Genomic DNA, 15,166 nt, shown 5'->3' on the forward strand with positions numbered 1-15,166 from the left:
GGTCGCACCCCACGGTGTGGCGCGTTCCGGTGGCCTGGCCTACCAGTGCAGCCCGGGAATTCGGTTCATGATCCGGGCGGCGGGGGTGGGCAGGCTCATCAGGGGCTGCACTATCGGTGCGAGGGCGAGCAGCGGACTGCGGCCTTCGGAATGATCGGCCTCCATACCGCTTTCCGCCGCACGGGATTCGCCGAGGCGGCGGAAGCCCTGGTGCAGGATCGCCTTCTTCACCGAGGGCAGCACCGTATCCACCAGCTGCGCGAAAGTGCCGATGGGCGTGTCGATTCGGGACGGGCGCTCCTCCAGGGCGCGCACGACGATCGCGGCCGCCTGATCCGGGGTGTGCACCGGGACGGAGCGGTAGAGATCGGTCGGCGCGATCATCGGGGTGCGCACTAGCGGCATGCGCACAGACGTGAATGTTATTCCGGCATCGGCGTTCTCGACGGCCGCGATATCGCTGAAGGTGTCCAGCGCCGACTTGCTCGCCACGTAGGCGGCGAAACGCGGCACCTTGGTCTGCACGGCGATGGAGGAGATGTTCACGAAGTGCCCGAACCGCCGCTCGCGCATCGCGGGCAGCAGCGCCAGGATCAGCCGCACCGCGCCGAAGTAGTTGACCGCCATGGTGCGCTCGAAATCGTGCATTCGGTCGGTGGAGTCGAGCACCGAGCGACGGATCGAGCGGCCCGCGTTGTTGACCGCGTAGTCGACGTGGTGATGATCGGCCAGCACCTGCTTGACCAGCAGCTCGACCGCCTTCTCATCGGTGATGTCGCACGAATACGCCTGTGCCGCACCGCTTTCGGCGCGCACGGCGGCGGCCGCGGCCTCCAGCTCGTCGAGGTTGCGGGCGACCATCAGCACGGTGGCGCCGCGGCGGGCCACGGCGTGTGCGGTGGCCAGGCCGATGCCCGAGGACGCGCCGGTGATGAGCACGATGCGGCCGCGCAGCGGATCGCCGCTCTCGCCGCGGCGGGCGCGGTCGGGATCCAGGTGCGCACTCCAGTACTCCCAGAGCTTGGTGGCATAGGAGTCGAAGGACGGCACCGGCAGACCGCGCAACCGGGAGCGGGTGGAGTCGGAGACGAATTCCGATTCGAACGACACGTGCGGCGCGACCTCGGCGGGAATTCCCACCTGCTGCAGCAACAGATTCCGGACCCGGGTGGCGCCCGGCAGATGGGCCAGCGCCTGCAGCCCGGTGCGGCTGCCCGGCACCGCGCCCAGCCCGGCCGGCGCCCCGGCGGCGCGGGCGAGGGCGGCGTAGATCTCCGCGAACGGCTGCGGATCGGGATTGACCAGGTGGAAGGTCCGCTTGGGCAGTCCGGGACGACGGATCAGACGCACCATCGCCGCCGCGACGTAGTCGACGGGAACGATATTGGTGGCGCCCAGATCCGGCAGCGGCAGCGGCAGTTCGGACGGCAGGGCCGCCATCCGGGCGATGGCCGGGAAGAAGTAGTACGGGCCGTCGATCTTGTCCATCTCGCCGGTGCGCGAATCGCCGACGATGATCGCGGGCCGATACACCCGCCAGCGCAGTCCCTTCGCCTCCCGGACCAGCTTCTCGGCCGCGAACTTGGTGCGGTGGTAGGGAGAATTCAGGTTCTGGCCGAGGTCGAAATCGTCCTCGAAGAATTTGCCGCGGTGGTCGCCCGCGACCGCGACCGACGACACGTGGTGCAGTACGGCGCCCAGTCCGGTGGCGAGTGCGATGACACCCCGGGTGCCGGTGACGTTGGCGGCGTAGGCGGATTCCTCGTCGGCGGTCATGTCGTAGACCGCGCCCAGGTGCACCACGTGCTCCGCGGTCGGCGGATCATCCTGCAGCCCAAGGCCTTCCGCGGCCAGGTCACCGATCAGCGGGAAGACCCGGTCCTGTGCGTTCCAGCCCGCGGCGAGTTCGGCGAGCTTGGCGGCGGAGGCCTCACGCACCAGCACATGGATCACCGCGGCCGGATCGTCGTCGAGGAGCCCCTGCACCACTCGCCGTCCCAGAAATCCCGTGCCACCCGTCACGATGTAGGAGACCATCGCCCCTCCTGCTTGTCGAACCTGTTGTCGCACACCGAGTTTCATCTGAGGTGCAACACTGCTCGTCCGACATTCGTCGGTGGATGCGGACGTGGAAGATACGGCCCACTAACAGAAGTCGGGCCGAGGTAGGAACACCTTCGTGCCTAACTGATGGGTAACTTTAGCGGCGACAGGTATGTGCTCGCAACCGAACGGCGCCCCGCATGGTGTGTGTCGTGTCACCACGTGAGGCGCCGTTCGGTATGTGTGTCAACGGTTTTCGTGTAACCGTGAGGTGCGGCTGGTAACTGTCGGGCAAACTTCGATTCGGCGGAAATCAGCCCTGGCGCCGCACCGGGAATTCGGCGGCGAGGTCCGCGAACAGGGCGGTGTTGAGCGAGAACGCGCGCTGGCACTCGCCGAGTACGCGCTGCTTCTCGAGATCGTCGACGGCGAGCTGATCGAGCAGGACGCGGTATTCGCGCTTGAACGCCGCGGGGTTCGGGATCTGATCGAAGACATAGAACCGCACCCCGTCGCCGCGCTTGGGTAGCTGCCACAGCTTCTCGGCGGTCCCGCGGATCACCTGGCCGCCGGACAGGTCGCCGAGGTAGCGGGTGTAGTGGTGCGCGACGTAGCCGCCCGGCCAGGTCCGCGCACACTCCTCGACCCGCGCGGCATAGGTGGCGGTGGACGGCAGCGGATCGAGGTCGGCGCGCCAGTCCGGGCCGCCGAGATGCGCCAGGTCGGCCTCGATATTGGCCAGCCGGGCCAGCTCCGGGCGGACGAACGGACCGGCGACCGGATCCCCCGCGAGGGTGTCCCAGTGCGCCTCGAGCGCGCGGTACACATGCCACAGCTGCCCGGTGTAGCGATAGAACGCCTCCACACCGAGGGCACCGCCGAGCATGTCGCTCATGAACGTGGAATTCTCCGCATCCGCATGTTGCCGCTCGGTAGCGGTGCGGATCTGCGCGGAGAACGGCGCGGCCTCCGACGATGTGCTGGTGTCCGGCATGGTCCTGCTTCCTCGTCCACTCCACGAACGCAACTATGGGTTACCTAACTTCACTCCTGACGATACCGGGGAACGAGCGCCCATGAATCAAACTTTCGGAGGGTTAGGGGGTGGTCGTCGGATCCGGAGATACCGCCCGGGCCGGTCGACGGCCGGGTCCGCCCGCTGCCCGTGAGCGTGATCACTGAGTTTCCGTTGCCCTGGACCGATGCCGTGCATCGAGTGGTTCCGAGTACCGGGCGGAGCTTGGTACTCGCTCAAGCTCCGATCGGAGCCGTACGGTTCGGACCGGCGATCTCTTCCATGAGCATCCGCAGCGTGAGGGAATGTTTCTCCGGAGGTAGTGCATCGAGGGCGGTCCGTGCGAGCCGCACGCCTTGGTCACGGTCCCCGGCGCGGACCAGCATCAGACCACGATGCATGGCGAGGTGCGTTGCGAAACGCGGCAGCTCCGGCGGCAGTTCGGCGCGGGCATCGTCTTGTGCCTTGACCGCGACCTTCTCGTCGCCGAGGCGAGCGGCCAGCAGTGAGAGGAAGACATTCACACGCCACCAGGGCACGGCGTAGTCCGAGGTCTGTTCTTCCGAGTACGACACGTCGAACTCACGGCGGCCGGTGTCGATCAAGTTGCGGGCCGTCGCCTGATCGCCTTGGATCGCTGCGGCGTGTGCCTTGCCCCAGAGAGCATTCAGTCTGCCGAGGCTGTGATGGTCGGATATGGCCAAGGCCTGATCGGCGAAGACATGAGCCACGGGAAGGGAGGCGCCTTCGTATCCGAGAGCGATTGCCGCCCGGCCACGTACCCAGACGCGAATCTCGGTGTCGCCAGACCGGTCGGCCGCCAGTGCTGCCATCCGGTACCACGAGATCGCCTTGTTGCCGTCGCTGCCCGGGTACGTCTTGGCGAACAGCGTCATGAGGCGGGCAGCCACAGCCCACATACGAGGAGAATCCAATTGCTGTTGCAGCACAACCAGATCGGCCGCCAATCGCTGTTGGATCTGGCCTGCGCCCTGGCTCATGTAGTCGGTGCCGTACCTCGCGAGCATGCCCTCCCACTCCTCGAGTTGGGGGCCGCTGGAGTGCAAGCGGGTCGAAAACCCCTGTGACAAGAGATCGGACGCCACCACCGGCGCTACAGAGGTCGCAGCCAGGTGCGACAGGAATTCGCGACGGTTCACGTCGGCCTCCAACAGTTCCGGCGGACAATCGAGGACCGTCGCGAGATGACGCAGCCAGAACGGCGACGGTTCGGTCTTGCCCGACTCCCAGTGCCGCGAGATGTATTCCCGGGTCATGTTGTAGCCCGACACCTTGGACAACTCGCCGGCCAGCTTGCCCTGGCTCCAACCTTTGGCAACGCGAAGTTGCTTGATCAATGTTCCGGTGGCCACCGACATGCCACCAAGCCTGCCACCCTCCGGGCCTGCAGCGAAGCTCTTGCGCACCCCATGCCACCCCCGATGCCACTGGCAGCCGGCCGCTCTCACCGTCGTGGACGAACCAGCGTCGCAATGCCACCCTCTTGCCACTCCTGACGGCACCTGCCTGCCCGGGAGGCTCGAAGCAGGCCCCGCCGCCGGGTCGTAGCTGACGAACTCTCCAGATCCGGCTCCCCGGCGGTGGGCGCCCTACCACCAAACGGCAGACGGAGGGACTGGGGCAATGAGGGCGCATCCGACAGCTTTCGCTTGGGTGGATCCGGACGTCAGCCGGTGGTTGGAATGGGAGAACGCCGGAATTCGCAGGCTCGCACGCCAACTCGGGTATGCCTTGTATTGGCCCGGCCCGTCGGTGCTTCCGTTGGTCGACCAGGTGCGTGCCGCCGACGTCGATGCGGTGGTTACCCCGTCGCCGAAGCACTTGGACGTGATTCAGCTGCACGCACTGATGTGCCTCGTGGATGTCGAAACTGCGGTGCCGCGAATGAGTTTCGCGCGGTGGGCGATGGTTGCCTGTCAGGTGGGGCGGGAATGAGTATCGCGGCGTGGGTGTCGTTCGTTGCTCTCGTGGCGGTTGCTTGCGCATTCATCTGCGTGTTGGTGCGTGCCGAGCTGGGCAACAGTGCAGATGATGAGAAGTCCAGCGAGACAATCGAATTCGGGCCGTACTCCCACGCTGCGCCGGGGCGGCCGTTCACTGTGGCGCAGGCGCACGAGGTGATGCAGCTGCATCGGGGGTGTTGTCGGAGGGATTGCCCGCGTAAGTGGGCGGCGTATCGGGTGTTGCGGGATGCGGGGCGGTTGCGGCCGGATTCCGGGCGCGGTTGCTGAGAGGTGCTGTGGCGCTGAGAAGTACCCGCCGGAACTGGTGTTGCGGGAATCCCGGCCTTCGTACACTTTGTCGGTGGGCAAGAACGACTGGTGGCGCGATCACTGGCGTGAGCTGTGGGAGGCCGACTACCGAGTTCGAACGGGAGGGCAGTCGCCGCGTCCGCCACCGTGGCGGCGGTGGGAGATCGTCCTGTACGCAAGCCTGCTGATGCTCGCCGTCGTCGCGATTGTCGCGGCGCTGTGGTTGTCCTGACGCGTCAGCTTTCCGGGGGCGAGTCGGTGGGGGTGAAGTCGTCGAGGCCGTTGACTCGTGTGTTGTGGGCGGCTCGGATCAGCCAGGTGCCGGTGTGTTTGACCATGACGAGGGTGATGAGGCCGTGGCGGTCCTCGGCCTGGTTCGTGCCGGGGAGGCGGTGGTCGGGCCAGGCCCATGTGGTGTGGACGAGGGCGACATTCGGGGCTATTTCCTGGATGTCGGCGATTTCCTGGGTGTAGTTCCGCTTCTGTCGGATGACAGAGTCCGGGGCGTCCTTGTGCCCTGCCACGTTGTCCTGCCGGGTGCGCCACCAGATTCCGCGGTGCGTGATGAAATCCGACTTCTCGGTGAAGAACCTGCCCCACTCGTCCATCTCGTGGCGGATCCAGAGGTCGGTGTATTCCGCGAGTGCGGACCTGATCGCCCGGTCGTCGTCCTGATCCATTGGCCCAGTGTGGAACCTGAACAGAACTCGAGGTCAAGGGTGCTGACCGGCCTGGACGGACATAAATCGCTTCCGCGCAGCATATTTTGCTGTGACAGCGGGGTTAGTGACCGCTCAGGCCAGGTCCATCGGTTGCCCTCCCGCAGCCGCCCACGAATCCGCCAGCACTCGAGGTCAAGAGGCGGAGTCCCGGACGGCGACGACGATGAACAGCGTCACCGAGGCGAAGAAGGGTTCGGTGGAGAGGTGGTCGAGCCATCGGGTGGCGTCATCGGGGGTGAGGTGGCCGGTGTCGACCGCTCGGTTGCTTACTCGCTGTAAGCCGAGCACCTGATCGGCGGCCTGGACGTCGCGGAAGACGGCGGTGATGGGCAGGACGTCACGGACGTCGAATCCCCGGGCCGCCGCGAGGGCCGGTAGGCGCCTGCCGATGTGGCCGTTTCGTACGACCACGTCGGTGACGAATCGGGTGTACGCGCGCGATATACCGATGTCGGGGTGGTCGATGATCAGCGTGTGCCAATCGGGTTCGGCGAACACCGCGGTGCCGCCGGGCCGCAGGACCCGTGCGACCTCTCGCAGCACGGTGTCCGGTTCGGCGACATGCTGCAGTACCCGGTCGGTGTGAGCGCGGTCCGCGCTGTCGGTGTCCAGATCCAGCGTGTGAATATCGCCGTGGCGCAGCTCGACGTGCGGCAGTCCGGCCGTTTGCCGTGAGACAGTGGCCAAGGCGGCGGCGTCGCTGTCGAATCCGATCACTCGACCGCCGGGTCCGGCCGCGGCGGCGAACGCTTCGAGATCCGCGCCTGGGCCGCACCCCAGATCGACAACGGTGTCGCCGGTCTGAATATCGAGCTGTTCCAACGCGGTTCGCTTGTACTGGCGGCCGATCGCGGAGTTGGCGAGACGCTGGAGGTAGTTGTCGGGGCGACTGTCCTCGTAGATCACGGCGGCCATGGAGACGAGGGTACCGACAGCCTGCGGGGGCGGTCTGCGTATCGCCGTGCCGTGCTCAGGCGAGGACGTGCGCGACCGTCTCGGCCATCCGGGTGCGGAATGCGGTGGGGGAGTAGGACTCGGCGTGGGCGCGGATGGTGGTGGGGTTGTAGGCGGAGGGGTCGAATTCGCGCATGGCGGTGGCGAAGCGGGTCACCACGGCGGAGTCGTCGCCGAACCGGAGATGCTCGCCCGTGACGCCGGGGCGGACGGTATCCAGGGCGCCACCCTCGCCGACCGCGAGAACCGGTGTGCCGCAGGCCATTGCCTCCACTGGGACGATGCCGAAGTCTTCCACGCCGGGCATGAGCAGGGCGCGGCAGCGACGGTACATGTCGATGAGGACGTCGTCGGGAGCGGCGCCGAGGAAGGTGGTCTCCGGGCCCGCCAGGGTTTCGAGGTGGGCGCGGAACCGGCCGTCGCCCAGCACGACCAGGCGGCATCCGGCCTGCTGGGCCGCGCGGATCGCGAGATCCGGTCGCTTGTAGGGGACCAGGCGCCCCGCGAACAGGAAGAAGTCCTCGCGCGCGATTCCGGGATCGGGGGAGAAGCGGTCGATGCGGACTGGCGGATTCACGACCGAAGAGTTCAGGCCCCACCAGTCCCGGACGCGGTCGGCGACCGCCTGCGAATTGGCGACCACATGCGCGAGCCGGGGCGCGGCGCGTATCTCAGCTCGGCGGGCCAGGTGACCGAGCGCCGTGAGTGCGAATTGTCCTGCGCGGCCGCCCGCTTCGCGTTCGCGGAAGCCGCGATCCCACGCCCAGCGGGCGGGGCTGTGCACGTACGCGATCACCGGTGCATCGGTAGCGAATGCCGCCTGGATGGCGAAGGCGTGATGGCTGACCAGCACGGCGTCGTACCGACCAGCGAGTGGGAGCCGGCGTAGCGCCCGGGGCACGAACGGCAGCAGCGGAGCATGCGACCGGCGGCCTGTCAGATCGTGTGCGCGGGTCAACCAGGTGGTGTGAAAGGTGTGGCGCCGAGCGGCGGACGGATGACGGGCGATGGTCCAGCCCCGAGCATCGTTCGACGACAGCATCGTGCCCGAATGGACTGTGCTGGAAGGGAGGTGAGTGGTCCCCAGCTCCGGCGGCCGTGCGAGGCCGCCGTCGTCCGCCTCGACCGCCGTGCGCATCGCCGCCAAACACTCCGGCGTCACGATCGGCGCATGCATCCGCGCCTCCGGCCAGATCTTCATGAACTCGGCGACCACGGCCTCGGACCCCCCGAACTCCGTGAATCGCTCGTGCACCACGGCGATGCGATGCCCGCTCACGACTACCCCCGCCCTTTCCCGCACCCCTCGAGTGTTCTCGCACCGGTTGCAGGGCCTCGAAAGGGGTGCGGGAACACACAAGGGGTGCGGGAAGTGTGGGGCCGGGTTTTCATAGGGGAGGCTCGGTGGGGTCGATGTAGCGGGGGGTGGCCTTGCGGCGGAGGGCGGGGGCGACGGGTCGGCCCCGCAGCAGCCCGTCGACGCCGCCCTGGTCCAGGGCGCGCCGGTAGACCTCTGCGGCCTCCGCGCAGGCGTCGATGGTGTGGTCGATGGCGGCCTCACCGTGTGCCGCCGATGTGACGAAGGACTGGCCCAGTACGCCCCGCTCCAGCAGTTCCTGCAGGAACAGGGTGCGGAACGGCTGCGAGGGCCGCCCGTCGAGGTCGCGGGTGGTGAAGATCAGGCAGGACGGGCGCCCGATCACCTGCAGGTGTTCGGTGATGCCGAGTTCTGCGGCGACCTTGTTCACCCCGTCGGCCAGCCGCCGCCCGGCGTGCTCCATACGTGTGATGGGATCGGTGTCGGCGTAGGCGCGCACGACGGCACGGAACGCCGCCAGCGAGCCGGTTTCCGGGCCGTGCGTGGTGGACATCAGGAATACGCGGTCGCGCTCGGTGCGCAGCCCGCCCAGTTCCATATGCTCCCGCTTGCCCGCCAGCGCCGAGATCGGGAACCCGTTGCCCATCGCCTTGCCCCAGCAGGACAGATCCGGTGTCACCCCGTAAACCTGTTGTGCCCCACCGGAAGACCACCGGAAGCCCGTGATCATCTCGTCGAACACCAGCAGCGCGCCGTGCCGGTCGCACAGCGCGCGCACGCCCTCCAGATATCCGGGATCGGGCTCGGCGAGCGCGGTGGCGGCCTCCATGATCACGCAGGCGACCCGCTGTGAATCGAGCACGGCCGCCAGGGAATCCAGCTCGTTGTAGCGGAAGCGCAGTGTCGAGTTCGCGGTGGGGATCCCGGCTTTCATGGCGGTGGTGCCTATGAACCAGTCGTCCACGGAGAAGAAGGGCTGGTCGCAGATCGCCACCGCCTCCCGCCCCGTGACGGCCCGCGCGAGACGCACCGCCGCGGTGGTCGCGTCGGAACCGTTCTTGGCGAACTTCACCATGTCGGCTCCCGGCACCAACGCCAGAAAGTCCTCGGCGGCAAGCAGTTCCAGCTCCGTCGGGCGGGAGAAGTTCATGCCGTCGGCGACGGCGCGGGCGGCCGCCCGCACCACCGGCGGATACCCATGGCCGAGGGTGACCGACCGCAGGCCCATGCCGTACTCGACGTACTCGTTGCCGTCGCAGTCCCAGACGTGACATCCGCTGCCGCGCACCAGAATCGGTGCCATCGCTTCCGGATACTGGTCCGGGCCGCGGGCGTAGGTGTGGGCGCCGCCGGGAACCACCTCGTGCAGGCGGCGCTGGATCTCGTTGCTGCGGGCGAAGTGTCGCATCAGGAGTGCTCCTCGTCCGGTAGCGCCACGGTCAGTGCCCACAGCGCGTGGTCGGTGTGCCGCCCGGCGGGACCCGGGTAGTTGCGCATGATTCCCTCCTTCAGCAGGCCCGCCCGGGCGGCGACGTCGGCGGATTCGCGGTCCTCGGAATCGATCTCCGTCGCGACCCGCAGCAGTCCGAGCGTGCCGAAAGCATGGTCGAGCAGCGCCCGGGTCGCCGCCGCGCGGACGGCCTCGTCGGCGTGAGCGGGATCGGCCCAGACCCGCATGCGGGCGTTGCGATCGAACATGTCCAGGTCGAACAGGCGGCCCTCGCCGGCGTAGGTGCCGTCGACGTCGAGCACCAGCACCAGCCCGGCGGGTGAGCGCAGTCCACCGTGGCTGCGGGCGATCTCGCGCCACCAGGCCCGGGGGCGGGAGCCGCCGAAGTGGGCCGGGTTGCGCCGCCGCGCCGCGGCCCAGCCGAGCCGGTCGGACAGGCGTCTGCTGCGCAGGACGGCGTAGGGGTATCCGGGAATTTCCAGGCATACCCGGCAACCGCCGCCCAGCCCCGTGGCTCGCCGCCATACCTGCCCGATCGCGAGTCGCAGGGCGGTGCTGAAAAGAGCTGCGGCACAATGTAAGCGCTCACTGCTGACCCCCTGCTGTCCGGCCGAGTCGTCGTCGGCCGACTCGACCGAACCCCGTTCCATGGTCGGGCGCGGGGAGGTTGCCGGAATAGAGGCGGAAGTCCCTTCGGCGTCTTTGGCGAGAATTCTGCGAATCCAGCTCGCGGCGAATCCTTCTGGCGGCCTGTCGTCGCGCGTGAGGGCCCACAGTTCGTGGTCGCGACGCGCCCCGCCCGCGTCGAAGTACCGCGTCATCAGCGCTTCACGCACGAAACCCAGCTCGGCGGCGCCGCGCGCCGCGGCGGTGTTGCCCGGCGATATGGGTGCGATGATGCGCGCCAGGCCGAGCGTCTCGAACCCGTGATCGACGACGAGCCCGGCGGCGAGGCCGCCGAATCCGTGCCTGGCGAGCCGGGAGTCGATCCAGATGCTCATTTCGGCTGTGCCGCGCCGGAGATCGATGGAGCACAGCTCGCACTGCCCGGCGAACCGCCCATCGATCTCGATCACCCCGGGCAACCGCCGCCCGGCCCGCATCTCCGCCCGGCTGACGAGATACTCACGGACCCACTGCTTTTCGGTGTGCCGCGTGGCCCAGTCCAGTCGCGAGCTGTACCAGAAGGGTTCGATGAGCGCGCGATCACGCAGCCGGAGCCGTCGCCACTGCGGATGGTCGCCCGGCCGCGGCGGGCGGATGACGACGGTACTGCCGTGCAGGCCCATCGGGCCGAGCCGCGCGGCCGTGCGGTGCCTCATGATCGGGGCCGCTGTCTGCCCAGCGACGCCGCCCGCACGGCCCCGTCCGTGCCGACCGACAGCCGCCAGTATCCGCCCGCGGCATCGCGCAGCACGATCCCGCTGTCGGCCCGCTCGGACAGCCAGGCGCCGCCGGGCAGGACGGCCGACAGCACCGCGCCGTCGCGGTCCTGGATCTGCAGCACATCGGCGTCGGGCCGCGTGGCCTGCGCGACGACGGTCCCCGAGAACCGTGCCCCGTGCACCCGCCCGCGGCCGAGGACGTGCCAGCCGTCGGGGAACACGCGGGGATCGACGTCGTCGTGCGAACCGGAGATCAGGTTGATCGCGGTGCCCTCCGGGCATCCGGCGGCGTCGATGCGCACCTCCGTGGGCGGTGTGTCGAGGTCCGGATCGAACTGCACATTGGCCAGATAGGGCTGGCGGCAGTGGGTCAGCTCGAGGCAGGTGGTGCGGGCGGCGACTTTGCAGTTGACCATCCCGAACTGCGCGGGCCCACCGCCGTTGCCGCCGATCGCCAGCGCGGTGTCGGCCCCCTCGAACCAGACGTTGGTGAACCACCAGTCGTTGGCGGGGCCGTCGACGACCACGTGCCGGTCGGTGGTTCCCGGATCCTCGTCGGAGACGAATTCGACGTTGGACAGCGCCAATCCGGCATTGTGATCGCCGCCGGTGCCCAGTACCGAGATCCGGTTGTTGGTGAACTTCGAAGAGGTGACGTAGTTCTGGATGCACGAGGTGACCAGGCCGTACCCGAAGTTGTTGATATCGCAGTCGATGAACGCCGTGCCGCCGGTATTGCCGTCGAGCACCACCCCGCGCTGGCGGGTGTACTTGGGAAAGTTCTCCGACAGGTGGTTGCCGCGCAGCAGGACCGAGTCGAAGGAGCAGCGGAAGCATTCGGTCAGCTGCACCGCGGTGGCCGCGGCGCCGGAGAGGAAGAAGCCGAGGCGCGCGAAGCGGACCCGCTGTTTGCCGCGCAGCGAGATCAACGTCCCGTCACCCTCGTACACGATCGTGGTGACATCCGCGCCGTCACCGAGAATCGTTGCGTAGTCGGGCAATTCGGGCCACCGGGTGACCCGGTAGTGCCCGGCCGGGAGATACATCACCAGCGGCCGGTCGCCCACCGCGACGGCCGCGGCGAGGGCCGCCGTGTCGTCGGCGTGCCCGTCGCCCACGGCGCCGAAGTCGCGGATATTGCGTGCCGACGGCGCGTCGGTCACGTGCGGGGACCGGAACTCGGAACTCGGGTCGGCCTCCGAGGAGCACGCCGCGAGCGATCCGGCCGCCGCCGCGCCGAGCGTGACGGCGAGCAGCCGCCTGCGGCGCACGAGATCGGCATCCGCACCGTGCCCGCCCGGCGTCATGTGCGTCTCCCCAAGCGGCCCAACGCCTTCCGTAGCCCATCGGCGGGAGCCGAGTAGGCGACCGTCCCCGTCAACCGGTCGGTCCCGAACGTCGCCAGCGCCCCGCGCACCCGGGGTGCGGTGCTGGTCCCGAGCTGCACGACACCGATCGTCGCGTCGCAGCGCCGCGACAGCGCGAGGGCATCGGCGGCCGTCGCGACCGGCGCGCCCTCGACCACGATGCGGTCGAACTCGCTGCGCAACTTGGACATGATCTCGGCGAACCGCTCGGAGGCCAGCAGATCCGGTGTGCGGGAATCCAGTACGCCGATCGGCAGGACGCTGAGGCCCGCCTCCAGCCATTCCGTCACCGCGTCGTCGAGCGGGGAAGCGTGGCGGAGCAGTTCGGACAGTCCGGCCGTGGCCTGCACCGGCACCCGCCCGGAGCTGCCCTCCCCGGTGGTGTCGGCGTCGACGAGCACCACCCGGTCGCCGGTATCGGCGAAGGTGCGCGCCAGCCCGATCGCCACCTCGGGCCGGGAGCGGTCCGACAGCGACGTGAGCAGGACGCTCGCGGTGTCGTCGCCGAGCCGTGTACGCAGCCGCCGGAATTCGCCGGGGGCGCCGGGCCGCCCGTCGTCGATGATGGCGAGGGTCGGCACCGGTGCGGCGGCCGCGAGATCACCGGAGGTCCGCAGCCGCCGGTCCAGGCGGTCCCGCGCGATCGCGGCGAGCAGTCCGAGGATCATCCCGGCGACCACGCCGAGCATGAGAGTGCGCTGAGTCTGCGGCCCGCTGGGCGCCCCCGGCAGCTGCGCCTTGTCGACCACCGCCACGCGGGCGGCGGGGGCGGCCTCGCGCTGGATGGTCTCGAGCTGGCCGACCATGAGGCGGAACTGCGAGACCACCTCGTCGGCCAGTATCCGGGCACCGTCGGCGGTGCCGTCGCGCACCGATATCACGATGATCATGGTGGCGGGCGGGGACGAGGCGGTGATGCGGCCGCGCAGCTCGCCGGTCGACATCGACAGTCCGAGTTGATCTTTGACCCGCTGCGCCACCGTCTCGCTGCCCGCCAGGTCGAGATAGGACCGCACCCGCTGCTGCGCGGCCAGCCCGCCCTGGTAGGAGTCGTTGACCGAGGTGCCGGTCGCCATCGACACGTAGCAGGTGCTGGAGGCGGTGTAGGTGACCGGTTGGCTCTGCGCGTACGCGTAGGCCACGGCCGAGCACAACACCAGCACGCCGAGCAGTATCAGCCACCGCCGCCGGATGATATGCCAGAGATCGATCAAACCCATTGCCCTGCCCTCGTTTTCCCGGCGGCGGGCAGCCCGGCGAGCGCCGGCCGCTCTGCCGCCTGCCGCCGATATTCGGCGATCAGTAGATATGTGACCCACACCAGCACCACGGCCTGCAGATACTTGCCGAGTGTTTCGACCGTGCCGAGCATTCCGCGCTCGAACAACACCGGCACCTCGATCATCGCGAGCGCGAGCACGGGCATCGCGAGATGCCTGCTGTAGAGCGCGCGAGTCCAGCCGAGCAACAGCACGAAGGTGATCGAGACCCCCAGGGCGACACCGAGATACCCGCCCAGGACATAGCCCTCGTTGATATTCCCCTCCGCCAGCGACACCGACACCTGTGTCATGTCCACCGATCCGCCGCGCACCGCATCGGCCCAGGCGGCGCCGGAGCGGAACTTCTCCGCGCCGAGCAGCTGGGTGGGGATGAGGCTCTGGACGGCGTGCAGCAGCACCTCGGGCGGCGCCAGCCAGGAGCGCGGGCCCGCATAGTAGGCGTCGGTGGCCGCCTCCAGCCCGTCGAAGCGGCGCAGCAGGCTCAGGAACGGGCGCACCGCGGCCGGATAGCCGGAATCGCCCACCGCCGCCTCGGCTTTGGCGGTGTCGGTGGCCTTCAGCGACTGTAGCCAGCCGAATCCGCCGACGGCCAGCGCGGTGATCGCCAGCACGGCGGCCACCTTGGCGCGCGTCCAGCCGGTCATGGCGCAGCGCACCGCGATCGCCAGCGCGGCACCGACGATGGGGGTCTTCGACTGCACCGCGGCCGTCCACAGCAGCTCGCCGCAGGTCAGGGCGGCGATGATCAGGAGCGTGGTGCGCGCCGTCGCGGTCCGGACGTACACGATGATTCCGACGGCGCCGAGCGTGGCGAGCAGGGTGACCAGATTGATCACGGGGTTCGGGCTTTCCAATTCCCCTGCGCGGCCGTTGTTTCCGGTCGCCACCGCGACCAGGCGGCCGAGCGTGCCGATGCCGTAGAGGATGCCCAGCGTCCGGATGAAGACCGGGTCGTGGGCGAAGTGCACGAAGGGCAGCCGGGCCGTCTCGCCGCCCGGCCGAGTCTCCCGCCGTCGCGACCAAATCGTGTACGCCACAACCAGTCCCGCATACAGCCACAGCCCGAACACGACGGGCTGCAGCACCGCCGCGATCCCGTGGTCGTAGCCGAGCTGGGCCAGCCGCGGGTCGGGAATGTTGTCGCCGTACCGCGGTTGCGGCTGCACCCACAGCAGCACCGCCGGTCGCGCCAGGTAGGAAAGGGTCCAGTGCGCGACCTGTGCGATCAGGAAGATCCGGATCGGCCCGGACAGCCAGAAGGCGGCGACCACCATGCTCGCCAATGCCCCTGCGACGAGGAATACTTCGGGCTGCGCGGCGCCCATCACCCCATGTCCTTCATCACCCTTATGTCAG

The 15,166-nt window shown here is 68.8% G+C and carries 12 protein-coding genes and 2 pseudogenes; 2 read left to right on the top strand and 12 right to left on the bottom strand.

Going from position 1 to position 15,166, the window contains the following annotated elements; translation table 11 throughout:
- Positions 1-39: 39 nt before the first annotated feature.
- The 3 genes from NM1_RS20195 to NM1_RS20205 form a co-directional block, all read right to left on the bottom strand.
- On the bottom strand, positions 40-2,037 hold the full coding sequence (locus NM1_RS20195) for an SDR family oxidoreductase (RefSeq protein WP_068021866.1): 1,998 nt from the start codon (positions 2,035-2,037) through the stop codon (positions 40-42).
- Positions 2,038-2,356: 319 nt separating this feature from the next.
- On the bottom strand, positions 2,357-3,037 hold the full coding sequence (locus NM1_RS20200) for a biliverdin-producing heme oxygenase (protein WP_068021869.1): 681 nt from the start codon (positions 3,035-3,037) through the stop codon (positions 2,357-2,359).
- 257 nt (positions 3,038-3,294) lie between these two features.
- Positions 3,295-4,437, bottom strand: coding sequence for a helix-turn-helix transcriptional regulator (locus tag NM1_RS20205; protein WP_084519822.1), 1,143 nt, complete (start codon positions 4,435-4,437; stop codon positions 3,295-3,297).
- Between the two features lie 265 nt (positions 4,438-4,702).
- Here NM1_RS20205 and NM1_RS20210 point away from each other — a divergent pair, with 265 nt between their 5' ends.
- Together NM1_RS20210 and NM1_RS20215 are read left to right on the top strand one after the other, a co-directional pair.
- Positions 4,703-5,014, top strand: a complete 312-nt coding sequence (locus tag NM1_RS20210; RefSeq protein ID WP_068021872.1) for a hypothetical protein — start codon at positions 4,703-4,705, stop codon at positions 5,012-5,014.
- A gap of 369 nt (positions 5,015-5,383) precedes the next feature.
- Positions 5,384-5,563, top strand: coding sequence for a hypothetical protein (locus NM1_RS20215; protein WP_068021875.1), 180 nt, complete (start codon positions 5,384-5,386; stop codon positions 5,561-5,563).
- A 4-nt stretch (positions 5,564-5,567) separates the two neighbouring features.
- On the opposite strand, the gene NM1_RS20220 is transcribed toward NM1_RS20215, so the two are convergent.
- The 9 genes and pseudogenes from NM1_RS20220 to NM1_RS20255 form a co-directional block, all read right to left on the bottom strand.
- Positions 5,568-6,011, bottom strand: coding sequence for an SgcJ/EcaC family oxidoreductase (locus NM1_RS20220; protein ID WP_068021880.1), 444 nt, complete (start codon positions 6,009-6,011; stop codon positions 5,568-5,570).
- Between the two features lie 174 nt (positions 6,012-6,185).
- Positions 6,186-6,968 (bottom strand): methyltransferase domain-containing protein, encoded by a 783-nt coding sequence (locus NM1_RS20225; RefSeq protein ID WP_068021887.1) that lies wholly within the window; start codon positions 6,966-6,968, stop codon positions 6,186-6,188.
- Positions 6,969-7,023: 55 nt separating this feature from the next.
- Positions 7,024-7,971, bottom strand: a pseudogene (locus NM1_RS20230) (glycosyltransferase); the annotation flags it as partial.
- Between the two features lie 188 nt (positions 7,972-8,159).
- A pseudogene (locus NM1_RS44665) lies at positions 8,160-8,286 on the bottom strand (glycosyltransferase); the annotation flags it as partial.
- A gap of 109 nt (positions 8,287-8,395) precedes the next feature.
- Entirely contained in the window at positions 8,396-9,733 is a 1,338-nt protein-coding gene (locus NM1_RS20235; protein WP_068021889.1) for a glutamate-1-semialdehyde 2,1-aminomutase, read from the bottom strand.
- The gene (locus NM1_RS20240; protein ID WP_068021893.1) at positions 9,733-11,097 is read right to left on the bottom strand and encodes a GNAT family N-acetyltransferase; all 1,365 of its coding nucleotides are present in this window, start codon (positions 11,095-11,097) and stop codon (positions 9,733-9,735) included. The genes NM1_RS20235 and NM1_RS20240 overlap by 1 nt, the downstream gene beginning before the upstream one ends.
- The gene (locus tag NM1_RS20245) at positions 11,094-12,467 is read right to left on the bottom strand and encodes a glycosyl hydrolase family 28-related protein (protein ID WP_068021896.1); all 1,374 of its coding nucleotides are present in this window, start codon (positions 12,465-12,467) and stop codon (positions 11,094-11,096) included. Before NM1_RS20245 ends, NM1_RS20240 begins: the two co-directional genes overlap by 4 nt.
- A complete protein-coding gene (locus NM1_RS20250) occupies positions 12,464-13,747 on the bottom strand; it encodes a Wzz/FepE/Etk N-terminal domain-containing protein (protein ID WP_068021899.1) in 1,284 nt (427 codons plus the stop codon). The genes NM1_RS20245 and NM1_RS20250 overlap by 4 nt, the downstream gene beginning before the upstream one ends.
- The gene (locus NM1_RS20255) at positions 13,738-15,135 is read right to left on the bottom strand and encodes a hypothetical protein (RefSeq protein ID WP_084519823.1); all 1,398 of its coding nucleotides are present in this window, start codon (positions 15,133-15,135) and stop codon (positions 13,738-13,740) included. The genes NM1_RS20250 and NM1_RS20255 overlap by 10 nt, the downstream gene beginning before the upstream one ends.
- Positions 15,136-15,166: the final 31 nt, after the last annotated feature.

The sequence above is a fragment of the Nocardia mexicana NBRC 108244 genome (assembly GCF_001613165.1).
Lineage (GTDB): Bacteria > Actinomycetota > Actinomycetes > Mycobacteriales > Mycobacteriaceae > Nocardia > Nocardia mexicana.

Coding starts and splice junctions, on each gene's coding strand:
- NM1_RS20195 (WP_068021866.1), bottom strand. CDS start 2,037: ATGGTCTCCTACATCGTGACGGGTGGCACGGGATTTCTGGGACGGCGA.
- NM1_RS20200 (WP_068021869.1), bottom strand. CDS start 3,037: ATGCCGGACACCAGCACATCGTCGGAGGCCGCGCCGTTCTCCGCGCAG.
- NM1_RS20205 (WP_084519822.1), bottom strand. CDS start 4,437: ATGTCGGTGGCCACCGGAACATTGATCAAGCAACTTCGCGTTGCCAAA.
- NM1_RS20210 (WP_068021872.1), top strand. CDS start 4,703: ATGAGGGCGCATCCGACAGCTTTCGCTTGGGTGGATCCGGACGTCAGC.
- NM1_RS20220 (WP_068021880.1), bottom strand. CDS start 6,011: ATGGATCAGGACGACGACCGGGCGATCAGGTCCGCACTCGCGGAATAC.
- NM1_RS20225 (WP_068021887.1), bottom strand. CDS start 6,968: ATGGCCGCCGTGATCTACGAGGACAGTCGCCCCGACAACTACCTCCAG.
- NM1_RS20235 (WP_068021889.1), bottom strand. CDS start 9,733: ATGCGACACTTCGCCCGCAGCAACGAGATCCAGCGCCGCCTGCACGAG.
- NM1_RS20240 (WP_068021893.1), bottom strand. CDS start 11,097: ATGAGGCACCGCACGGCCGCGCGGCTCGGCCCGATGGGCCTGCACGGC.
- NM1_RS20245 (WP_068021896.1), bottom strand. CDS start 12,467: ATGACGCCGGGCGGGCACGGTGCGGATGCCGATCTCGTGCGCCGCAGG.
- NM1_RS20250 (WP_068021899.1), bottom strand. CDS start 13,747: ATGGGTTTGATCGATCTCTGGCATATCATCCGGCGGCGGTGGCTGATA.
- NM1_RS20255 (WP_084519823.1), bottom strand. CDS start 15,135: ATGGGCGCCGCGCAGCCCGAAGTATTCCTCGTCGCAGGGGCATTGGCG.